Source organism: Roseateles hydrophilus (genome assembly GCF_026712245.1).
Lineage (GTDB): Bacteria > Pseudomonadota > Gammaproteobacteria > Burkholderiales > Burkholderiaceae_C > Pelomonas > Pelomonas hydrophilus.
On sequence record NZ_JAPPUY010000004.1, the window covers coordinates 37,783 to 59,725 of the forward strand.

Annotated in this window: 16 protein-coding genes and 2 tRNA genes; 7 read left to right on the forward strand and 11 right to left on the reverse strand. The window is 70.5% G+C overall.

Features of this window, described 5'->3' with window-relative positions:
* The first annotated feature begins 52 nt into the window (after window positions 1–52).
* Both NYO99_RS15220 and NYO99_RS15225 read left to right on the forward strand, forming a co-directional pair.
* A complete protein-coding gene (locus NYO99_RS15220; RefSeq protein WP_268168096.1) occupies window positions 53–955 on the forward strand; it encodes a GGDEF domain-containing protein in 903 nt (300 codons plus the stop codon).
* Window positions 952–1,992, forward strand: coding sequence for a helix-turn-helix transcriptional regulator (locus tag NYO99_RS15225; protein ID WP_268168097.1), 1,041 nt, complete (start codon window positions 952–954; stop codon window positions 1,990–1,992). Before NYO99_RS15220 ends, NYO99_RS15225 begins: the two co-directional genes overlap by 4 nt.
* 159 nt (window positions 1,993–2,151) lie before the next feature.
* Here NYO99_RS15225 and NYO99_RS15230 read toward each other — a convergent pair whose 3' ends face one another.
* The 4 genes from NYO99_RS15230 to NYO99_RS15245 are packed head-to-tail and all read right to left on the reverse strand — an operon-like array spanning window position 2,152 to window position 6,939.
* Window positions 2,152–3,186, reverse strand: coding sequence for a bifunctional nicotinamide-nucleotide adenylyltransferase/Nudix hydroxylase (locus NYO99_RS15230; RefSeq protein ID WP_268168098.1), 1,035 nt, complete (start codon window positions 3,184–3,186; stop codon window positions 2,152–2,154).
* Window positions 3,183–4,895 (reverse strand): NAD+ synthase, encoded by a 1,713-nt coding sequence (locus NYO99_RS15235; protein WP_268168099.1) that lies wholly within the window; start codon window positions 4,893–4,895, stop codon window positions 3,183–3,185. The genes NYO99_RS15230 and NYO99_RS15235 overlap by 4 nt, the downstream gene beginning before the upstream one ends.
* Window positions 4,892–6,088, reverse strand: coding sequence for a nicotinate phosphoribosyltransferase (pncB, locus tag NYO99_RS15240; RefSeq protein WP_268168100.1), 1,197 nt, complete (start codon window positions 6,086–6,088; stop codon window positions 4,892–4,894). Before pncB ends, NYO99_RS15235 begins: the two co-directional genes overlap by 4 nt.
* Before the next feature lie 8 nt (window positions 6,089–6,096).
* Window positions 6,097–6,939 (reverse strand): cysteine hydrolase family protein, encoded by an 843-nt coding sequence (locus NYO99_RS15245; protein WP_268168610.1) that lies wholly within the window; start codon window positions 6,937–6,939, stop codon window positions 6,097–6,099.
* A gap of 101 nt (window positions 6,940–7,040) precedes the next feature.
* On the opposite strand from NYO99_RS15245, the gene NYO99_RS15250 reads away from it, so the two are divergent.
* Window positions 7,041–7,730: an NUDIX hydrolase gene (locus NYO99_RS15250; RefSeq protein WP_268168101.1), complete on the forward strand. Its 690-nt coding sequence runs from the start codon at window positions 7,041–7,043 to the stop codon at window positions 7,728–7,730.
* Window positions 7,731–7,746: 16 nt separating this feature from the next.
* Here NYO99_RS15250 and NYO99_RS15255 read toward each other — a convergent pair whose 3' ends face one another.
* The 6 genes from NYO99_RS15255 to NYO99_RS15280 form a co-directional block, all read right to left on the reverse strand.
* The gene (locus NYO99_RS15255; RefSeq protein ID WP_268168102.1) at window positions 7,747–8,205 is read right to left on the reverse strand and encodes a hypothetical protein; all 459 of its coding nucleotides are present in this window, start codon (window positions 8,203–8,205) and stop codon (window positions 7,747–7,749) included.
* 152 nt (window positions 8,206–8,357) lie between these two features.
* Window positions 8,358–8,434, reverse strand: a tRNA-Arg gene (locus NYO99_RS15260).
* Window positions 8,435–8,444: 10 nt separating this feature from the next.
* Window positions 8,445–10,433 (reverse strand): OPT family oligopeptide transporter, encoded by a 1,989-nt coding sequence (locus tag NYO99_RS15265; RefSeq protein ID WP_268168103.1) that lies wholly within the window; start codon window positions 10,431–10,433, stop codon window positions 8,445–8,447.
* Between the two features lie 175 nt (window positions 10,434–10,608).
* Window positions 10,609–10,685: transfer RNA gene (locus NYO99_RS15270), tRNA-Pro, on the reverse strand.
* Window positions 10,686–10,700: 15 nt separating this feature from the next.
* A complete protein-coding gene (locus tag NYO99_RS15275; protein WP_268168104.1) occupies window positions 10,701–13,892 on the reverse strand; it encodes a UvrD-helicase domain-containing protein in 3,192 nt (1,063 codons plus the stop codon).
* Complete coding sequence (locus tag NYO99_RS15280) at window positions 13,889–16,411, reverse strand: PD-(D/E)XK nuclease family protein (protein ID WP_268168105.1); 2,523 nt, start codon at window positions 16,409–16,411, stop codon at window positions 13,889–13,891. Before NYO99_RS15280 ends, NYO99_RS15275 begins: the two co-directional genes overlap by 4 nt.
* 153 nt (window positions 16,412–16,564) lie before the next feature.
* Between NYO99_RS15280 and trxA the strand changes: the two genes are divergently transcribed.
* The 4 genes from trxA to NYO99_RS15300 all read left to right on the forward strand — a co-directional run bounded on the left by trxA (window position 16,565) and on the right by NYO99_RS15300 (window position 20,548).
* Window positions 16,565–16,894 (forward strand): thioredoxin TrxA, encoded by a 330-nt coding sequence (gene trxA, locus NYO99_RS15285; protein ID WP_268168106.1) that lies wholly within the window; start codon window positions 16,565–16,567, stop codon window positions 16,892–16,894.
* 238 nt (window positions 16,895–17,132) lie between these two features.
* Window positions 17,133–18,398 carry a transcription termination factor Rho gene (rho, locus tag NYO99_RS15290; protein ID WP_268168107.1) on the forward strand — a complete coding sequence of 422 codons (1,266 nt, stop codon included), beginning with the start codon at window positions 17,133–17,135 and terminating at the stop codon, window positions 18,396–18,398.
* A 128-nt stretch (window positions 18,399–18,526) separates the two neighbouring features.
* A complete protein-coding gene (locus NYO99_RS15295; RefSeq protein ID WP_268168108.1) occupies window positions 18,527–18,778 on the forward strand; it encodes a type B 50S ribosomal protein L31 in 252 nt (83 codons plus the stop codon).
* A 129-nt stretch (window positions 18,779–18,907) separates the two neighbouring features.
* Entirely contained in the window at window positions 18,908–20,548 is a 1,641-nt protein-coding gene (locus NYO99_RS15300) for a hypothetical protein (RefSeq protein ID WP_268168109.1), read from the forward strand.
* A gap of 14 nt (window positions 20,549–20,562) precedes the next feature.
* Here NYO99_RS15300 and phoR read toward each other — a convergent pair whose 3' ends face one another.
* The gene (phoR, locus tag NYO99_RS15305; protein WP_268168110.1) at window positions 20,563–21,930 is read right to left on the reverse strand and encodes a phosphate regulon sensor histidine kinase PhoR; all 1,368 of its coding nucleotides are present in this window, start codon (window positions 21,928–21,930) and stop codon (window positions 20,563–20,565) included.
* Window positions 21,931–21,943: the final 13 nt, after the last annotated feature.

The following is a 21,943-nucleotide window of genomic DNA, read 5'->3' on the forward strand; positions in this document are numbered from 1 at the left end:
TCCCCCAGCGCCGCTTCCCAACACTGTCACACGCCATTCATACGATGGCCACATGACTCGCTGGACCCTGCCCCTGCCCGCCTCCGGCCAGCCGCTGCTGCTGCTGGCGCGGGACGCCTTGTACCCCGCACTGGCCGTGCTGCTGACCGCGCCGCTGCTGGCCTTCATCACGCTCGGCGAGCTCAAGCCGCTGGCGCAATGGCAGGGCACGGACGTGCTGGCCGAAGGCGGCATGGCGGCCATGGTGGGCGTGTGGCTGGTGTACGTGCGCGCCAGCCGGCCTGCCGGTCGCGTGACGCACTGGCTGGTGCTGGGCCTGGCGGCCATGCTGGTGGGCGAATGGGTGGACGCACTGGACGAAGTCTGGCGCCTGCCCAAGCACATGCTGTGGGACAACGCGCTGGAGGCGCTGACGCCGCTGGGCATGCTGGCACTGACCGTGGGCCTGCATTTCTGGCGCCAGGAGCAGCGCGTGCTGGCGTGCCAGCTGGCGCAGCGCGAGCGCTTCTTCCGCGACCACAGGGCAGTGGACCGCGTCACCCAACTGGCCGACGCCGGCTACATGGCGCAGCAGATCACGCTGGAGCGCGGCCTCGGCCGCAGCGGCTGCGTGCTGATGCTGGGTTTCGACGGCTTTGCCCACCTCGCCCGTGAGCAGGGCCTGCAGGCTGCCGACCGCGCCTTGGAAGCCGCCAGCCTCACGCTGCAGCTCAACCTGCGCCCGCAGGACCTGCTGTGCCGCTATGCCGGCGACCGCTTTGTCGTGCTGCTGCCCGGCTGCGGCCTGGCCGAGGGCGAGTGCCTGGCCGCCGAGCTCCAGGCCGCGCTGGCCCAGCTCACGCTGAACCTGCGCGACGGCCGCCGCGTGCGCCTGCCGGTGCGCCACGCACTGCGCGCCACCAGCGGCACGCAGCCGCCCGAGCAGCTGCTGCTGGACCTGCTGCAGGCGCTATGACGAGCGGCGCCGCCGACGCGCTGCAAGCCCGGCTGGACGCCTGGCTGCCACTGGGCCTGGGCGGCAGCGACGCGGGGCTGGCGCCCTACGAGATCGACACCGCCTGCCTGCCGGCCACCGACCATGCCGCGCTGCTGGCCGAGTTTGCCCACCACCGCGGGCTGGACGCGGCCTGGCCGGCCCAGCCGCTGATCTCACCGCGCGAGCTGCTGGCGCAACTCGGCCCGCTGCGCGACGCCGGCCCTGACGCCGCATTCACGCTGGGCGCCCTGCTGCTGCCGGGCCACTACGGCCTCGCCAGCCAGGCCCTGCTGCAGGCCGCCAGCCTGCCCGACATGCTGGCGCTGCTGTGCCGCCACGCCGGCCGGCTGACGCCGCTGCTGACCCCGCGCCTGGTGATGGACGAGCGCGAGCTGACGCTGGTGTGGACCGACGCCTGCGGCCTGCCCGCCGGCCTGCGCGGCTTCGTCGTGGACCTGCACATGAGCGCCGTGGCCAGCCTGTGCGCCTGGCGGGCCGGGCGGCGGCTGCCGTGGCGCTTCAGCTTCGAGCGCACCGCGCCACGCGACCGCGCCCAGCATGCCGTGCACCTGGGCACGGCACTGCACTTCGGCTGCCAGGTGGACGCGATGCGGCTGAGCCGCGTCGAGGCCGACGTGCGTTGGCCCGCAGCCCCCGGCCTGGCCAGTGCGGCGCTGGCGCGCCAGGCCGACCCGCAGGCGCTGCGCCGCGGCCTGCTGGCCGCGCTGGGCGACCGCCTGCTGGCCCAGGTCGCACAGCCGCCCAGCCTGGAGACGCTGGCCGCCGAGAGCGGCATGAGCCCGGCCACCTACAAGCGCCGTCTGGCCCGCCACGGCACGCATTACCAGGCCGAGGTGGACCGCCTGCGCGCCCATGTGGCGGTCTACCTGCTGGGGCCTGACGGCTGGGGCCGCGACCGCGTGGCGCAGGCGCTGGGCTACTTCGACGGCGCCAACTTCCGCCGCTCCTTCAAGCGCTGGACCGGGCTCGCACCAGGCGCCTGGGCGCCCGGCTGAGTCGGGCGCAAAAAAAGAACCCCGGCCCGAGGGCCAGGGTTCAAGCCGTCCGCGCTTGCGCGCCGGACGCCTGCTCAGGGAGGAAAAGCAGGGGGCCGAAGCCCGCAGTGACTGTAGTGCCCCGGACACCCCGCCGGTGTAGGACGACAGGCTGCCAGGCTAGGGATGGGCGCACAGGCCGAGGAAGCGGTCCAGCATGTGGAAGTGGTCGTCGTAGAACTGCTCCTCCATCGCCGCCAACTCGGCCACAGGCACCCAGCGCGCCTGCGCGGCGTCATCGGCGCCCTGCACCTCGGGCAGCTCACGGTCGCCCAGGTCGAAATGATGGGCATGCGTGATGGTGCGGCCGCGCTGGCTGCGGTCGGGGTGGTCGAACACCGCCACGCCGCGCAGCGCCCGCTGCAGCACCTCAGGCAGCAGGCGCAGGCCGGTCTCTTCCTCCAGCTCGCGCAACGCGGACTGCAGCAGCGTGTCACGCGGCTCCACAAAGCCACCCGGCAGCGCCCACAGGCCCTGGCCAGGGTCTTTGGCGCGCTGGATCAACAGCACATGGCTAGCGCACTGCAGCACCAGGTCCACGGTCACGAACACCGGCGCGTACGGCGCCGCGGCCCAGGCCTGCCGGTAGGCCTTCAGCATGGCCCACTCACGCCGCAGCGGCGTGAGATAGGGCAGCCGCGCCCAGGCCTGCACGAAACTGCGCGTGCCCGGCGGCACCTGGTCCACCCAGCTGGCGAGCACGCCGTCGACGTCGTCCGGCGCGGCTTCGAACAGCGCCGCGCGCAGGTGGGTCGCGTCCACGCGGTGCTGGCGCGGCAGGCTCAGCAGCTTCCACGGCGAGAAGCGGCGCAGGTAGTCGCTGGTGGCGTCCTTGAAGTGGCCCACCAGCGTGACGTCGCCGTGGCCCACGCGCTGCTGCACGGCGTCACGCACGGCCTGCACCCAGCGCACCTCGTCGTAGAGGTCGCGCAGCGGCACGATCTCCACGCGCTCGCGCTCGGTGTCGGTGAGCGCCAGGCGCAGCATCTCGGCACGCTCCGTCCAGCTGAACGGATGGCGCGGCGAGCGCGCCTGGTGGGCCGAGCCCAGCAGCACGATGACGCGCGGCGCCTCGGCCAGCGCCGCGCGCAGCAGCGCGACGTGACCGTTGTGGACGGGCTGGAAACGGCCGATGAGGACGGCAGTTGAGCTCATGACAACACTCCCGGATAAACCGCCGCGATCGGCATCTGCCGCCCCTGGCCGAAGGCCCGCGCGCGCAGGCGGATCAGCGGTGGTGCCTGGCGGCGCTTGTATTCGCTGCGCTGGATGAGGCGGGCGATCTTCTCGATGAGCGCCCGGCCCTCGCCTGTCTCGCGCAGCGCGGCCAGGCGGGCCTCGGCGGGCTCGCGCTCGCTGGCGGCCAGCCGGTCGCCTTCGACGAGCAGCTTGAGCAGGTCGTCCAGCACCGGGTACGGCGGCAGGCTGTCGCTGTCGCGCTGGCCCGGCGCCAGCTCGGCGGACGGCTCCTTGTCGATGATGGCCTGCGGGATCAGCTCGCGCCCTGCCACATCGTTGACGTGGCGGCTCAGCGCGAAGACCTCGGTCTTGTAGAGGTCGCCGATCAGGCCCAGGCCACCGTTGGTGTCGCCGTACAGCGTGCAGTAGCCCACCGACACCTCGCTCTTGTTGCCGGTGGTCAGCAGCAGATGGCCGTTGGCATTCGAGTAGGCCATCAGGATGGTGCCGCGCACGCGGGCCTGCAGGTTCTCCAGCGTCAGGCCCTGCATGGGCGTGCCGATGCTGTCGGCGAACTGCGCCTTCAGCGCGTCCACTGCGCCGTGGATGGGATGGTTGAGCAACGTGATGCCGAGGTGGCGGCACAGCACCTCGGAGTCCGTCACCGAACCGGCGGACGAGAAGCTGGACGGCATCGTGATGCCGACGACGTGCTCCGGCCCCAGCGCCTCGGCGGCCAGCGCCAGCGTCAGCGCGCTGTCGATGCCACCGGAGCAGCCGACGACGGCTTGCGTGAAGCCGCAGCGGCGCGCGTAGTCGCGCAGGCCCAGCACGATCTGCGCGCGGTAGAAGGCCATCGCGCCCAGGCCCTCGGGCCTGGGGCGCTCCAGCTCACCACCGTCGGGCCCGACGAAGCGGCCATCGACGAAGCCCAGCGTGCGGACGCTCTCGACAAAGCGCTCGGCCTCGAAGACGACGCCGGCCTCGGGCTCGACGGCAAAGCTGGCGCCGTCGTAGACGAGCTGGTCATGCCCGCCGACATGGTTGACGCAGAGGATGGGCAGGCCGTTGCGCCGGGCCGCCGCCGTGAACACCTGATGGCGCTGCTCGCGTTTGCCGAGGTGGCTGGGGCTGGCGTTGATGCTGACGACAAGGTCGGGCGCGGCGTCGCGCAGGCGCTCGAAGGGGTTCACGCCGTAGCCGGCACCGTCGTCGTTCCAGCCGTCCTCGCAGATCAGCAGACCCACCTGGGCCGAGCCGACGCGCAGCACCTTGGCGACGTCGGGGCCGGGCTCGAAGTGGCGGCGCTCGTCGAAGATGTTGTAGGTGGGCAGCAGCTGCTTGGCATAGCGCAGCAGCACCTCGCCGGCCTTGAGCACCAGCAGGCCGTTCTCCAGCGGCTTGCCCGGGCCGTCGCGCAGCAGCGGCGCGCCGAACACCCAGGTCAGGTCGGGCAGCTCGCGCGATGCGGCGCGCAGTGACTGCAGGCCGGCCTCGACCTGGCGCAGGAAGGCCGGTTCATCCAGCAGGTCGCCGGGGTAGTAGCCGCTGACGGCCAGTTCGGGGAAGACGACCAGCTGCGAGCCCGCCCAGGCCGCCTGCCGCGCGGCGGCCACCATGCGCTGCACATTGCCCGCCACGTCACCGACGGTGAGGTTGAGCTGGGCGAGGGTGAGCTTGATCATGACTTGATGCCGAAGACCTGGCGCAGATAGGCCAGAAAGGTCTCGTCCTCGCACAGCGTCTTGCCAGGGCTGTCGCTGAGCTTGGCCACGGGCTGGCCGTTGGCGTGCGTGAGCTTCATGACGATGTTCAGCGGCGTGAGGCCCAGGTCGTTGCTGAGGTGGGTGCCGATGCCGAAGCCCAGCTGCACGCGGTCGGCGAAGTGGCGGTACAGCGCGATGGCCCGGTCCACGGTCAGGCCGTCGCTGAACACGAGGCGCTTGGTGTGGGTGTCGATGCGCAGCCTGGCGTAGTGGGCCAGCGCCTTCTCGCCCCACACGACCGGGTCGCCGCTGTCGTGGCGCAGGCCGTCGAACAGCTTGGCGAAGTAGAGGTCGAAGTCGGCCAGGAAGGCGTCCATGCCGACGACGTCGGTCAGCGCCGTGCCAAGGTCGCCGCGGTACTCCTGCACCCAGTCTTCCAGCGCGGCCTTCTGGTGGTCGCGCAGCCGCACGGTGCCCAGCGCCTGGTAGGTCTGCAGGTATTCGTGCGCCATCGTGCCGATGGGCACCAGGCCCAGCTCCTTGGCCAGCAGCACGTTGGAGCTGCCCTTGAAATGCTGGGGCAGCGCGTCGCGCAGCTGCGTGACGACCTCGCGCTGCCAGGCGCCCGAGAAGCGGCGGCGCAGGCCGAAGTCGAACAGGTCGAACGGGTGGCGCTGCGGGCGCGGCTCGGCGGCAAAAGCCTGCAGCGCGGCGATCTTGGCGCTGAGCCGACGCTGGCCTTCCGCCCTCACCTCGGGCGTGTCCAGGCGGCGGAAGTACAGCTCGTTGACGATGGCCAGCACCGGGATCTCGAAGCCCATCACGTGCACCTGCGGCCCGCGGGCGACGATGTGCAGCTGCTCACCCTCGGTGCTCACGTCGATGAACGCGCGCTGGAAGCGGAAGATGCGCAGGAAGTCGACGAAGTCGCTCTTGATGAAGCGCAGGCCCTGCATGTAGGCCAGTTCGTCCTCGCGGAAGCTCAGGGCGCACAGCGCGTCCAGCTCGCGCTCGACGTCGGCCTTCAGCTCGGCCAGCGGGTAGCCGGGCCGGTTGCGGCAGACGAAGCGGTACTCGCTCTGCGTCTGCGGGTGGCGATGCAGCAGCGTCTGCCACATCGTGAACTTGTAGAGGTCGGTGTCCAGCAGGCTGGTGATGACGGGGGTGTTCATGCGGTTCCTCAAAACTCCGTGCTGAGGGCCAGCTCCAGCCCGGCGCTGCGCATGGCCGCCAGGAACTCGGCCTGCTGGGCCTCGAAGCCCGTCACGGGGCTGATGCAGTCGGTCAGCAGCACCAGCTTGTTCAGTTGCCGGGACGGCAGATGGGCGGCCAGGTGCTCCACCGTGGCGCGCACACAGTGGCTGCCGGCCTCACCCGCGATGAGCACGCGGTCGGCGCGATCCAGCGCGGCCAGCAGTGGCTGGTTCAGCAGCGTGCGCTCGTCGGCGACATCGGGCACCTCGGCCTGCAGCGCGCTGTAGTGCTCGGTCCAGGGGTTCTCGCCCTTGGTGACGATCTCCACCGAGCGGCCGGCGCTGTCGGCCCAGGCATCCAGCGCCGCCTGCAGGCCGGCGTGCACGCCGTGGCCCCAGCTGCCCATCTGGCAGTGCACGGGCCAGACCATCAGTGTGTAGCGGCCCGTGGCCTCCAGCGCGTCCAGGTAGGCCAGCACGCGGCCCAGCACGGCGGCGTCGCGCGGCCGGTAGGCCCCGGCACGCACCTGAGCCGCCGTGATGGGCGTGAAGGCGCCGGGCGCCTGGCAGGTGGCGGCATCCACCCAGAAACCGGGGTGGGCCACATCGATGCGATGGTGAGAGTCCAGCGTCAGCGTGATGGCGCCCAGCGTGCCGCCCAGACGCTGCACCAGCGCGGCAGCCCGCAACATGTCGGCGTGCGCGCCGGCCACCGGCAGCGCCGGGCGCAGCAACTCGCCGCTCACAGGCGAGCGCGGCAGCCAGTACTCGGGCAGATCGCAGAAGTCGTTCTGCGGGTCGATCAACAGCAGGTGGGTGGTCATGGACATCTCCTGGGTGTGTGCGGCCATCATAGCTCCACTTAATTTACGTTTGCAACTAAGTGGAGTGAAGAATCCCTGCCTGAACGCCAGCGTTTATCCTCGCTTCGATGAACACCTCAACGAACTCAGGCGCCGACCACCGGCTGATCTGCACGGTGGACGTCGTGCTGCTCACGCTGCGCGACGCGCAGTTGCAGGTGCTGCTGATCAAGCGGGAACGCGAGCCCTTTGCCGGCGCGCTGGCCCTGCCCGGCGGCTATGTGCACGCCAGCGTCGACCAGGACTGCGCCGACGCCGCCCGCCGCGTGCTGCGCGACAAGGCCGGCCTGCCCAGCCCTTACCTGGAGCAGCTCGCCAGCTTCAGCGGCCCGGCGCGCGATCCGCGCGGCTGGAGCGTGTCGGTCGCCTATGTCGCACTGGTCGCCGCGCCCCAGGCACCGCAGCCCGGGCAGCACTGGCTGCCGGTGGACGAGCTGCCGCAGCTGCCCTTCGACCACGGGCGCATCGTCGCCACGGCGGTGGACCGGGTGCGCAACAAGAGCCAGTACTCCTCGCTACCCGTGCACCTGTGCGCGGAGCCCTTCACGCTGCCGCAGCTGCACGGCATCTACGAGGCGCTGCTGGGCGAGCCCATCAACGCGGTGAGCTTTCGCCGCAAGATGGACGAGCTGGGCATGCTGGAGCCGGTGCCTGGCGCCAAGCTGGCCCAGGGGCCACACCGCCCGGCCCAGCTCTACCGGCTGCGCGACGAGTTCCGCCGCACGCTCAGCCTGGCCGGCCGCGGGCTGAACGCCTGAGCCGGCCCGGCACCGTTCAGCGCAGCGTGTAGCCGCGCCCGTCCATGCAGGCCTCAACGGCGCGCTGGAACACGCCCGCGTCCGCCATCGCGGCCGACTGCGTGGTGGCCCAGCGGTTGCACTCGCGGCTGTCGTACTCCTGCTGCTCCAAGCTCTGGCCCTGGCGCGGATAGATCACCGGCGCAGAACGGCTCGGCACATACACAGTTGCAGGCGGCAGCGGTGCAGGCGGCGGCGGCGTGTAGACCACCTCCGGCGCGCGCTCGGCGCGGTCTGCCTGACGGGCCATCGCAATCAGCGGAACCGCCAGCGCCAGGCCCAGCACCACGGCGCCAACCGCAGCACCATTGGGGCGGTGGTGGCCATGATGGTGGTGATGGTGGTGGTGGCGGTCGTAGTGGCGCGGGCCAGCGACGGCCACCCCTTGCGCGGCCACCAGGGCGGAAACGATCAGAACGCGGGCAATGGTCTTCAAGGCGGCCTCACCAGGAGTTGAAGTCTCACAACGCGCGGCGTCCCCCGACGGTGCACGGCCGGCCAGACCGAAGTTGTAACGCCATGCACCAACAACAACGCCCGGGCTCTGCGGGCAGAGGCCAGGCGTTGCGAGGGGGTGATGTCAGACCTTGGCCTGCCCGGAGGGACTCGAACCCCCGACCTGCTGCTTAGAAGGCAGCTGCTCTATCCAGTTGAGCTACGGGCAGACGGTGCGGATTAGATCAGCACATTGATGATGGCGTTGCCGATGCCCATCAGTGCGGCGCCCGAGATCAGGCCGGCGCAGATGGGCTCCATGCCCTCGACCCAGACGCGGTGACCGCGGGTGCCGGCGGTCTTGTGCTTCTTGCCCATGGCAAAGAAGATGACCGCGCCGACGAACATGGCCAGCACCGACTCCGGCGGCAGCACGACGCCCAGGCCCGTGGCCACGGCGGACAGCTGGAAGCGGCCCTTGGTCTTGATGCGCGCCACTTCCATCGCCACGGCCGCCAGCGCGGCCACGCCCATGGAGATCAGCGCCGACGTCGGCAGGCCCTTCAGGCCCTTGGCGATGATGTCGGACACGCCCTTCCACTGCAGCGCCGACGGGAAGGCGAACTGGTCGGTCACCAGCGTGGTGACGCTGCGCACGCCGTTGGTCTCCGGCAGGAACAGCAGGAAGAACAGCGGCACACAGAACAGCACGCCGGCCAGGTTGCCGATGACATGGCCCACAGCCTGGTGGCGGGGCTTGCCGCCCAGCATGTAGCCGGGCTTGATGTCGGACAGCAGGTTGGCCGCGTTGGACGCGATCTCGGCCGTCATGCCGGCCGGCAGCAGGTTGGAGCCGGGGTTGGTGCGGTCCAGCGTGCCCATCGTGAACTGCGTGATCTTGGACAGCGCACCAGTAGGCGTCCAGGACGTCAGCGCCATCGAGTTGGTGCAGATGACCGTCAACACGAAGATCAGCGGCAGCGACACCAGCGCCAGCCAGAACGGCACGCCGAAGAACACGTGTGTGACATAGCTGCCCAGCAGGCTGAACACCGGCACGCCGACGTAGCTGATCCACAGCGGCACCTCGATGTCCTTGAGCAGGTCGCCGCCGGCGGCGGCAGGCGCGGCCGTCGGCGTGGCGGCCTTGCGCTTGAACATGGCCTTGAAGATTTCCGGCTTGGCCAGCAGGCCCACCAGCGCACCCACCACCATCATCGTGACGCCCCACCACAGCGACCACTGGTTGACGATCTCGGCACGGTTCAGCGGAATCAGCTCGCCATTGGCGCCGATGCGCGGTGCGATGTCGCCCATGTGGATCATCATGGGCGCGAGCACCACGAAGTTGATGAAGGCGCCCAGGAAGCAGCTTGCCGCCACGGCAATGCCCATCAGGCCGCCCACGCCCAGCATGGCCGCGTCCAGCGTCAGGCGCAGGCCCAGCTGGCGGATGTCGGTGCCCATGATGGTGGGGATCAGCGCGGTGCTCTTGCCGGCCCAGGCGTAGTAGTAGTGATCCAGGCGCTCGTGCAGGTGCCAGGGCTGGCTGAGGCCGGCCCACTTGTCCATCATCAGGATCTTGAACTGCACCAGCTTCATCCAGCCGTCGCTGACGATGGCCTGGTACAGCGCCGTGAAGCCCGCCACAACGCCCAGCAGCTTGGCCTTGAACACGCCTTCGTCACCGGCGCCGTGGTACAGCGAATCCAGCACCACGCCGCAAGCGCGGCCCTCGGGGAACGGGGCCTGGTCTTCATTGATGAAGCGCCGCTTCAGCGGGAAGGCCAGCAGTACACCGATCATCGCGACAACGAAGATCCAGATCATCAACTGCCACCAGGCCGGGATGATGCCGGTGACCAGCATGTAGGCCGCGAGGCTGGAGAACAGCGGCGTGATGACGTAGCCCGCCGCCGTGGCGATGGACTGGGTGCAGTTGTTCTCAAGGATGGTGTAGTCCTGCGCGAAGCCGCTGGCATGCAGCGCGCGGAACAGCGCGAACGCGAGGATCACCGACGTCAGGCCCACGCCGATGGCGATGCCGGTCTTGGCGCCGATGTACAGGCCCGTGGCCGACAGGATGCCGCCCAGCAGGAAGCCGGTGAAGCCGGAGCGCAGCGTCAGCTGCGCCATGTCGCCGCGGAAGACGTTCTTGAACCACCACTCGTCCTTTTGGGCACGGCTCCAGGTGGCGATCTGCTCGTCGGTCAGGTGTTGAATGGCCATGGATCTCTGGCGGGGCTTGTGGCCCGGCCGGGTTGCTGCAAAAGCGGGCGATTGTCTGGGCCGACCGTGCGGTCGACTCTGCGGGATGCCCCGGATGCCCGGCCCTCGGATGGGGGCTTCACAAAAGACAAACCCGCCGGTGGCGCGGGGCCAGCGGCGGGTTGCTGAAAAGGTTTGGTCGGGGCGGCGGGATTCGAACTCGCGACCCTCTGCTCCCAAAGCAGATGCGCTACCAGGCTGCGCTACGCCCCGATCAAGCCCGCCATTCTAGCCGACAGAAATCACCCGGCCCTCGCCGCTGATCAACGCGGCCTTCACGGGCTCGCCCGGCTGCAGCAATTGCACCGCCGCCACATAGCCGCGCAGCTGCTCGTGATACGCCTGCTGGGCCTCGGGCGTCAGGCCCAGCTTGTAGTCCAACACCCACCAGCAGCCGTCGCGGCGCTGCACGAGACGGTCGATGCGCCCTTCCCCGCTCGGCAGCGTCACGGCCACCTCGTTGCCGGCCCACAGCAGCTCGGCGGGGTCGAAGAACGGCCGGGCTTCGGCGCTGGCCAGGATGGCGCGCACCGCCGCCTCCAGCTGCTTGCGTCCGGCCGCGTCCAGCCCGAAGGCCTGGCTGCTGCCGGCCAGCAGCACGGCCAGCGGCTGTGTCTGCCCCGGCTGGCTGACCCACTCCAGCGCGCGGTGAAGCGCTTCGCCCACCTGCGCGGCACGGGCGTTGTCAGCCGCGCGCGCCTGCAGCGGCACGCGCTGGCCCTGCCAGGCCGGCAGCGGCCACCAGTGCAGCGCCGGCGCCGCGCCCGCCGCGCCGTCCAGCAGCGGCAGCGGCCAGGGCTGGCCCAGCGGCGCCAGGCGCGCCCACCAGCTGGCCTGCGGCCGCTTGGCCGGCGTGCGGCTGACGATCAGCGTGCGGCGCGCGCGCGTCAGCGCCACGTAGAGCGCGTTGAACTCCTCGCGCTCGCGGGCGGCCTGCTCCTGCGCGACCAGCCCGGCGAGCGACGGCGGCGGCTTGGCCTCGGAGCCGAAGAACGCCGCGCAGGTCGGCGCCGGATCGCCCACCGGCCAGTCCAGCAGCAGGCCGTAGGTCTCGGCCTTCGGCGGCGCGGCCTCGGTGTCCAGCAGGATGACGACTTCGGCCTCCAGTCCCTTGGCGCCGTGAATGGTCAGCAGCTGCACGCCGGCGCCGCCCGCCGTGGCCGCCCAGGTCAGCGGCCGGCTGCGCAGCGCGCGCACGAAGCCGTAGAGCTGGGCATAGCGGCCGCCGTCCAGGTCCAGCGCGGCGCGCAGCAGCGCCTGCACGCTCTGCACGCGGGCCGCCGCCTCGGTGGGCGGGCTGGCGGCCAGCACGCGCGGCAGCAGCTCGCCCTCGTGGACGATGCGGTCCAGCAGCTCATGCGGCGTGCTCAGCGCAGCGGCCTCGCGCCAGCCGGCCAGCAGGCCGCGCGCGCGGGCCAGCGCGGGGCTGGGGTCGGCCAGCGCCTGCACGGCCGCCCACCAGGGCTGCGGTGATTCAGCCGCGGGCGCATCGAGGTAAGCGACGCGGCCCGCCGCGCGGGCGATGCGCAGCAGCTCGTCGTCGGCGATGCCGAACAGCGGGCTGGCCAGCGCCTGGGCCAGCGAATGGTCGTGGCCGGGCGACGCCAGCACGTCCAGCAACGCCAGCAGGTCGCGCACGGCCGGCGCGTCGGCCAGTGGCGTTTCCTCCGGCGCGGCATGCGGGATGCCGGCCGTCGTCAGCGCGGCGCTGAGCTGGCGCAGCGGCTCGCGCTTGCGCGCCAGCACGAAGATGTCCTCGGGGCCCAGGTCGGGCCGCGCCGCCAGCAAGCCTGCGATGCACGCGGCCACGCGCTGCGCCTCGGCGGCACGCCGCTCGAACTCGGGCTCGTGGCGTGGCTCGGTCAGGCTGGAGCGCCAGGCCAGCGGGTCGGTCTCGCGCTCGGCCTTCTCGCCGGGCGGGCCGTCCAGCAGCCACAGGCCGGCCAGCGCGTCGCTGCCCGGCGTGCCCTCGGTGGTGTGCGGGCGAAAGCCGTCCAGCACGCCGTCCAGCGCGCCGTTCACCGCGGCCAACACCTCGGGCGCGTTGCGCCGCGTGTGGTCGCAGGCCAGGCTGACGCCGCCCAGGCCGCCCAGCACGAACTCGCGCGCGGCGATGAACACGCGCGGCTCGGCGCGGCGGAAGCGGTAGATGCTCTGCTTGGGGTCGCCGACGATGAAGACGCTGATCTGCGCGCCGCCGCCCGCGCCGGCATAGGCCTGCAGCCAGCCGTGCAGCGCCTGCCACTGCAGCGGGCTGGTGTCCTGGAACTCGTCGATGAGCAGGTGGCGCACCTGCGCATCCAGCCGCTGCTGCACCCAGCCGGCCAGCTCGGGCCGCGCCAGCAGCGCCAGCGCGCCGCGTTCCAGGTCGTTCATGTCGACGAGGCCGCGGCCACGCTTCAACGCGTCGAACTCAGTGACCAGCACACGGGCCAGCCGGCACATGCGGGCATGCTGCTCGGCGGCGGCCAGCTGGTCGAAGTCGGCCCGCAGGCCTTCGAGCTCGACGAACACGGCGCGCAGCGACGGCAGCGCATCCGTGGCCTTGTCGAACTTGCGCGGCGTGCCGGTCGCCGTGAACAGCGCTTTCCAGACCTCGTCGAAGCTGCCGGCATCCACGAGCGCCGCCGCGGCCGTCTGCGCCTTCGCGCCACCCTGGCCCAGCTCGCGGGCCACGGTCACCAGCGACGGCGCCAGCAGCTCGAAGCGCTCGGCCGGATCCTGCTTGGGTGGCAGCAGGCTGGCCTGCAGCACACCCGTCGCGTCAGCGAGCCCCAGCTCCACCCGCTTGGAGAATGCTGCCAGCAGCCACTCGCGCAGGTTGTGCCGGCCGCGCGCCAGCGTCAGCGCCTGGAAGTCGGCCAGCAGCTCGGCGTCACTGAGTACGACGCCATGGAAGCGCCGCCACAGCGGCGGCATCAGCTCGGCCTCGTCTTCGATGAGCTGCAGCTCCGGCGAAATGCCCAAGTCGGCCAGCAGGCTCATCGGCGCCGCGCGCAGCAGCTGCGAGAACCAGCCGTGGAAGGTGCGCACCTCCACGCCACGCCCGCCGCGCAGCAGCTCGCCGTGCAGCGTGGCCAGCCGCGGGCGCAGTCGCTCAGCCTCGGCAGCATCCACGCCGCGGTCGATCAGCGCCTGGCGCTGCACGGCCTCGTCGGCGGCGGCAAAGCCGGCCAGCCATTCGGACAGCCGCTCGCGCATCTCGCCCGCGGCCTTGCGCGTGAACGTGATGGCGACGATCTGCTGCGGCTCGGCGCCGGCCAGCAGCGCCCGCAGGATGCGCGAGACGAGCATCCACGTCTTGCCGGCACCGGCGCAGGCCTCGACGATGCTGCTGCGCGCCGGGTCGCAGGCGATGGCGTAGAAGCGCTCGCGGGGGATCAGCCGGCCGTCGGCGTAGTAGGCGAAGTTGCTCGTCATGCCCAGTCATCCTTGCGGCACAGGCCGCGGGCTTCGCAGTAGTCGCAGACGCGGCCTTCGCCGAGGGCCGGCAGCGCGGCGCCGCCCAGCACGGCGGACAGGTCGGCCTGCAAGCCATCGCGCAGCACCAGCGCCGTGTCGCTGACGGCCTCGTGCGGCACCAGCTTGAGCGCGTCGGGCTCGTCCAGCGCCAGGTAGGCGGCCTGCAGCGCCGGGTCAGCGCCCATCAGCAGCGCGTAGACGGCCAGCTGCGTGTCCTCCAGCGGCGCCTTCAGCTTGTCGCGCAGCTCGGCGGCCTTGCCGGTCTTGTAGTCCAGCAGCAGCGTGCCCTGGGGCGTCGTGTCGATGCGGTCCAGGCGCCCCTGCAGCGCCAGCCCGGCCAGCGCGCCGTCGAAGGGCTGGCAGCGCTTGTCGACTTCGCCGGCCTCGAAGCGCTGGCCCGCGCCCTCGGTCTCGGCGAGCCAGCTGACATAGCGCGGCAGCACACGCTCGAAGGCAGCGCGGTAGGGCAGGAAGTCGGCCGCATCCAGGCGCTCGCCCTCGATGTCGGCCGCGGCGCGCAAATCAGCCAGGTCGTCGCCGCTGCGATGGTCGTGGAAGCGCTTCAGCACGTCGTGCAGCCAGGTGCCGTAGTCGCGCTTGTCGAGCTCCACCTCCAACTCGTCCGGCTCGCGCAGGCCCAGCAGGCTGCGGCTGAAGAACTGGTAGGGGCAGTTGCGCAGCGCCTCGATGCTGCTGGCGCTCAACGCGGCCGGCAGGCAGGCCGGCACGGCCTCGCGCCGCGTCGCAGGCAGTCGGGCCAGTGGCGCCGCCACGCGCTCGTCCTGCCAGGTCGGCAAGGCCTGCCCCCAGGCCGCCTCCAGGCGCTCCAGCAGCGGGCTGGGCGGCAGCGGCTCGGCGCCGGCATGGCTGCAGCGCAGCAGCGTGACGGCCGGCAGCCGCAGCAGCTGCGCGAACGCCCAGGCCTGCGCCTCGCGCTGCGCGGCCAGGTGCGGCAGGCCCAGCGCCTGCGCATCGGCGTCCGACAGCACGCCGTTGCGCGGCGGCGAGGCGGCCAGCGTCGCCGCGTCCACGCCGGGCAGCACGGCGGCGCCGAAGGGCCGCAGCAGCGCGCGCGCCATCGGCGTGATGACAACGGCTGCCTGCGCGTCCTCGGGCGGGCTGAACTGCCCGCCTTCCAGCGTCGCGTCCACCCAGGCGAGGAATTCGTCGGGCCGCAGCTTCGTCGCGCCGATGACCTGCTCGTGCGCGCTGCCCTCCCACGGGTTGCGGCTGATCCACAGCGCGTTCAGCAGCTCCTCGCCGCCCTCCACGCCCGTCAGCGGCCCCAGGCGACGCAGCACGCGGCCCAGGTCGGCCAGCCAGCCGCCCAGCTTGCGTGCCCCGCCGGCCAGCGGTGCTGCGGCCTCGCGGGCCTCGCGCCACAGCGGCAGGCCCAAGGCATCCAGCGGGCCGGTGGAGCGCCAACCCTTGCGGCGGCACAGCGCCTCCAGCTCGCGCAGCGCGGTGGCGTCCCAGACGGCGCCCAGCGGCGACTTCAGCCAGGCCAGCCAGTCGTCCAGCGTGGGCTGGGCCAACATCGCCCGCAGCAGCGCCATCAGCGCCGCGGCGGCGGGCGTCGTCGCCAGCGTCCAGCCGGTCTCGTCCTGCACCGGCACGCGCTGGCGCATCAGCAGCGTGCGCACGCGGCGCACGACAACGCGGTCCTGCGCCAGCAGCGCCACCGGCGTGCGACCGGCGTTGAGGTGCTGCAGCACGGCCGTGGCGGCCTGTTCCGCCAGGCTCTCGAAGTCGGGGGCAGTCGCCAGACGCAGATCCACACCAGTGACCACGGCGCTGTCCAGGTCCACGTCGGCCTGCAGGCACAGCGCGGGCACGCCTTGGTTCATCAAGGCCTGCGCAAGCGGATCAGGGCCGCCGACCTGCAGCACCAGCCAGGCACTGGGGCGCTGGTCAAACAGGGCATCGGTGGTGGGCCGGCGGTCGTCGGTCGCCACCCACGCCACGGCCACGAGCCCCGACGCACACTCCAGGTCGCCTGGGCCGCCGGCCTGCAGTTGCAGCCGCTCGCGCGCCAGCTCGAAGAACGCATCGCGCGCCGGCAGCGGCCGCTGCACGGCACCGCGCGCCAGCGCATGCGCCGTCTCAACCAATCGTGCGCGCGCGGCCACGTAGGCCTTCTCGTCGTTTGCACGTAGCGCCTGGGCCCAGCTCTGGTGAGCCAGCAGCCCCTCGGCGGTGAAGGCGTCGATGGCAGCGTCCTGGCTGATCTGTCCTGGCGCGGCCAACCGGCTGGGGCCCAGCGACGAGGCCAGGCTGTTGGTGGTGGTGATCAGCGGCGCCCAGCCACCGCGGGCAGCAAATGCGCGCCGCGCGGGCGCAATCTGCTGCGCGAACGGCAGCAGCAGTACAGCGTCGCGCAGCGGCAGCCCTTGCTCGCTCAGCCAGTCCGCACAGGCACCGGCCACCCGGCGCCAGAAACCGTCAACGTCTTCGCCGGGCACCAGGCCCAGATTCATGGCTTGCAATGGAGCCCTCCCGCCCTCACGTTCCCACTGCTTTGGTCACCCCGGTGACCATCCGGGCAAAAGTGGCGATGTCATAATCATTTTTGCCTATTCGGACGGCGCAACGCGGCGACCGTCACCCCTTAGAGGCCAAGGAACCCTCCCATGAGCAGCGAATTGATCAAGCATGTTTCCGACGCGTCGTTCGACGCCGACGTGATCCAGTCCGGCAAGCCGGTGCTGGTGGATTACTGGGCCGAGTGGTGCGGCCCCTGCAAGATGATCGCGCCCATCCTGGACGAAGTGGCCACCGGCTACGGCGACAAGCTGCAGGTCGCCAAGATGAATGTGGACGAGAACCGCGAAGTGCCGGCCAAGTTCGGCATCCGCGGCATCCCGACGCTGATGCTGTTCAAGAACGGCCAGCTGGCTGCCACCAAGGTCGGCGCCCTGTCCAAGGCCCAGTTGACCGCCTTCATCGACGCGAACCTATAATCGCGCCCAACTGCTGCGGCTTTCTGGCGCTCACCGCGCCCGCCGCAGCAGCCAAAGCCAACACGCCCCGGGCTCCACGATGGAGCTCAGCCAGCGTGGACTCGGCTCCCCCTCCCCCATTTCCTGAATCCGCCTCGCTCGCTGTTTGAGCGGTGGCCTTTTCGGTCCTTTCGCGGGGCAGCCGTGGAATCGCCGTTGCGCCTGGGCTGGTGCTGCGGCCCCTGACGGGTATCCACCCATGCATCTTTCCGAACTGAAAGCGCTCCACGTTTCCGCCCTCATCAAGATGGGCGAGGAGCTGGAGATCGACAACGTCACCCGCCTGCGCAAGCAGGAGCTGATGTTCGCCATCATGAAGAAGCGCGCCAAGGCTGGCGAGCAGGTCTTCGGCGATGGCGTGCTCGAGGTGTTGCCGGACGGCTTCGGCTTCCTGCGCTCCATCGAGGCCAGCTACATGGCGTCGACGGACGACATCTACCTGTCGCCCAGCCAGATCCGCCGCTTCAACCTGCACACGGGTGATCTCGTGGAAGGTGAAGTTCGTGTTCCCAAGGACGGCGAGCGCTACTTCGCGCTCGTGAAGGTCGACCGTGTCAACGGCCAGACCCCCGAGGAGAGCAAGAACAAGATCATGTTCGAGAACCTGACGCCCTTGTTCCCCAAGGAGCAGTTCAAGCTCGAGCGTGAAGGCTACAAGGGCGAAGAGAACATCACTGGCCGCATCATCGACCTGACCTCGCCCATCGGCAAAGGCCAGCGCGCGCTGATCGTCGCCCAGCCCAAGACCGGCAAGACCGAGATGATGAAGAGCATCGCCCATGCTCTCGTCGCCAACCACCCGGACTGCCACCTCATCGTGCTGCTCGTCGACGAGCGCCCCGAGGAAGTGACCGAGATGCTGCGCACCGTGCGCGGCGAGGTCATCAGCTCCACCTTCGACGAGCCCGCCGCCCGTCACGTGCAGGTCGCCGAAATGGTGATCGAGCGCGCCAAGCGGCTGGTGGAACTCAAGAAGGACGTGATCATCCTGCTGGACTCGATCACCCGCTTGGCTCGCGCCTACAACAACGTGCTGCCCAGCTCCGGCAAGGTGCTGACCGGCGGCGTGGACGCCAATGCGCTGCAGCGCCCCAAGCGCTTCTTCGGCGCGGCGCGCAACATCGAAGAAGGCGGCTCGCTGACCATCATCGGCACCGCGCTGATCGACACCGGCTCCAAGATGGACGAGGTGATCTACGAAGAGTTCAAGGGCACCGGCAACTGCGAAATCCACCTGGATCGCCGCATGGCCGAGAAGCGCGTGTACCCGTCGATCCTGATCAACAAGTCCGGCACCCGCCGTGAAGAGCTGCTGCTCAAGCCCGAGATCCTGCAAAAGAGCTGGATCCTGCGCAAGCTGCTCTACAACATGGACGAGATCGAGGCGATGGAGTTCATCCTCGACAAGATGAAGGCGTCGAAGAACAACCTGGACTTCTTCGACATGATGCGGCGCGGCGGGTGATCCTTCTCACCCAGAACTAGCCAGACCGAAGGGAAGCCCGCTACAATCGCGGGTTTTCCGCCCCAACACCCCGGAAAGTGCAACAGCGCTGTGCTGATGTGGCTCCCGACCTAAGCCGAGAGGTTCCCATGAAAGAAGGCATTCACCCCAACTACCGCGACGTCGTCTTCGTCGACCTGTCCAACGGTTTCCAGTTCGTGACGCGCTCGACCGTCCAGACCAAGGAAACCATCGAGATCGACGGCAAGACCCTGCCGCTGGTGAAGCTGGAAACCACCAGCGAATCGCATCCCTTCTACACGGGCACGCAAAAGAGCGTGGACAACCTGGGCGGCCGCGTCGAGAAGTTCCGCAACAAGTTCGCGCACCTCAAGAAGTAATTCGCCGACGCGGTGCTTGCACCGCCTCCGCAACGCAAGGGCAGCTTTGGCTGCCCTTTGTCATTTGCAGCTGGCGCTGCCCTGCCGGAACTGCGGCATGATCCCGCCACGTCAAGACCCTCCCAGCGCGTGAATCTCCCCACCCCCGCCATCGTTGCCGAGCGCGGCGTCGAGCGCCTGCCGCGGCTGGCGCTGATCCTGCTGTGCGCCGCCTATCTGCTGCCCGGCATCTTCGGCCGCGAGCCCTGGCGCAATGCCGACCTGACGGCTTTCGGCTTCATGGCCAGCATTGCGCAAGGCCATGCACCCTGGTGGCAACCGGCCATCGCGGGCATCCCGGCCGAGGGCGGCCCGCTGCCGTACTGGCTGGGCGCGCTGGCGATCAAAGCGCTGCCCTTTCTCGATGCCCCCACCGCCGCGCGGCTGCCCTACGCACTGGTGTTGGCCGGCGTGTTCGTCGCCGTCTGGTACGCCTGCTTCCACCTGGCGCGCACCGACGCGGCCCAGCCGGTCGCGTTCGCGTTCGGTGGCGAAGCGCAGGCGGTGGACTACGCCCGTGCGCTGGCCGACGGCGCGCTGCTGGCGCTGATGGCGTCGCTGGGCCTGCTGCAGTTGGGCCACGAAACCTCGCCGGAGTTGCTGCAACTGCTGGCGGTGTCGGTCTACCTGTACGGGCTGGCCGCCGCGCCCTACCGCCGGGGCCGAGCCCGACTGGCCGTGCTGGTGGCCTTGCCGGTGCTGGCTGCCAGCGATGCGCCGATGGTGGCCTGCACGCTCGGCTTGCTGGGCCTGCTGCTCAACCACCGCTCCAGCTACGACGCGGCCAAGAGCCAGCGTGTCTGGCTGCTGGGCGCGCTGACGCTGGCGGTGCTGGCCGCCTGGGCCTTTCATGGCTGGGCCTGGCGCCTGCAGGGCAACACAGACATCGGCTCGCTGCTGAGCCTGCTGGCATGGTTTTGCTGGCCGGCCGGGCCGCTGGCCTTGTGGACGCTGTGGCGCTGGCGCCGCCACGGACTGCGTAGGCACATCACCGTGCCGGCCATCGCGCTGCTGGTACCGCTGGCGGCCTGCCTGGCGATGAACGGCTCGGAGCGCGCACTGCTGCTGGCGCTGCCGTCGCTGGCCATCCTCGCCGCTTTCGCGCTGCCCACCCTGAGCCGCGGCTTCGCAGCGGCGGTGGACTGGTTCTCGGTGTTCTTCTTCAGTGCAGCCGCACTGTTCTTCTGGCTGTACTACCTGTCCATGCACACCGGCTGGCCGGCGCGGCCGCTGGCAAATCTGCGCCGCTTGGCCGAGGGTTTCGAGCCCCGGTTCAGCCTGCTGGCACTGCTGTTCGCACTGGCGGCCACGGCTGCCTGGCTGGCGCTGGTGCGCTGGCGCACGGCCCGCCATCGCCACGCTCTGTGGAAGAGCCTGGCGCTGCCGGCCGGCGGCGTGGCGCTGGGCTGGTTGCTGGTGATGAGCCTGCTGCTGCCGCCGTTGGACTACGCGCGCAGCCTGGAACCACTGGTGGATCGACTGAAGCCCCACTTGCCGGCGCCGCTGTCATGCCTGGCAGCACCGGGCCAAAGCCTGCCCACGCTGGCAGCGCTGGAATGGCACGGCGGCTGGCGCGTGCTGGGGCGTGGGCCATTGGCCGAGTCAGCCTGCAGCCACGCCGTCATCAGCGCTGGGCTGCCGACACCCGCCGGCTGGCGTGTTGTGGCCCAGGTAAAGCGCCCGACGGACCGCAGTGGCAGCGCCGGGCTGACACTGATCACCCGCGACTGATGCACCGGGCGCGCTCAGCGCCCCGCCATTGCAGCGACGCCGAACGCGGCCTCATCGCCGAGCGCCGAGTCACTGGCGAGGCGCACACGCGCAGCCGGGAACACGAGCCGGAAGCGCGAGCCCTTGCCGACCTCGCTTTCGACCATCAACTCGCCGCCGTGCCGCTGCATGACATGCTTGACGATGGACAGGCCCAGGCCCGTGCCGCCGGTCTCGCGCGAGCGGCTGCCGTCCACGCGGTAGAAGCGTTCGGTCAGCCGCGGGATGTGCTCCCGCGCGATGCCCGGCCCGGTGTCGACCACGGCCAGTTCACAGCTGCCGTCGTCCAGTTGCCGCCATAGCAGCTCGATCTGGCCGCCTTCGGGCGTGTAGCGCACGGCATTGGTGACCAGATTGGCGATGGCACTCAGCAACTCGCTCTCGATGCCGGCGAGCTCTGCTCCGGACGCCGGCCGCAGGTTGAGGCGATGACGCCCTGCCGACAACACATCCGCATCCGCGGCAACGCGGGCCAGCAGCCCGTCCAGGGCGACCCAACGATCCGGCGCGGGCCTGGGGCTGCCTTCCAATTGCGCCAGCGTCAGCAGGTCAGCCACCAGTGTCTGCATGCGCTGAGTCTGCTGCGTCATCAGCACCAGCACGCGCTCACGCTCCACCGCCGTCAGCGGCAGCGAGTGCAGGGTCTCGATGAAGCCGGACAACACGGTCAGCGGCGTGCGGATCTCGTGCGAGACGTTGGCGACGAAGTCGCGGCGCATGGCCTCGGAGCGCAGGCGCTCGGTGATGTCCAGCGACAGCACGAGGCGCTGCCCCTCGCCGTACTCGCGCACGATGATGGACAGGCTGCCCGGGCCGCGGCCGTTGCCCAGCACCAGTGGCTCGGCGAAGTTGCCAGCCTGCAGGTAGGCCACGAATGCTGGCGCGCGAACCAGGTTGGTGATGCGCTGGCGCAGGTCACGCTGAGGGTCGAGCGAGAAGTGATCGGCCGCGACGCGGTTGCACCAGACGATCTGCTCCTGCGCATCCAGCATCAACACGCCGTTGGGCGAGGCCTCGATGGCGGACAGGAACTGCGCCAGCTCCAACTGCCCGCGGGCGACCGCACGGTCGCGGTCACGCACCGCGCGCTCGATGCGGTAGCCCACCTCGCCCCACAGCCCGGTGTCACGCGGCGCATTGTCGAACTGGTCGCCCCGCAGCCAGTTCAGCAGCCGGTGGCCGCGCACCGCGTCCACCAGCAGCATCAGCACGACGGCGGTGACAACGCCAGCACCCAACCCCAGCGCGCCCAGGCCGGTGATCTTGCGCACCACCACGCCAATGATGAATCCGAGCAGGGTGGCCACCAGGGCCATCAACAAGCGGGGCAACAGCCAGGACATGGGCGGGCGCTGA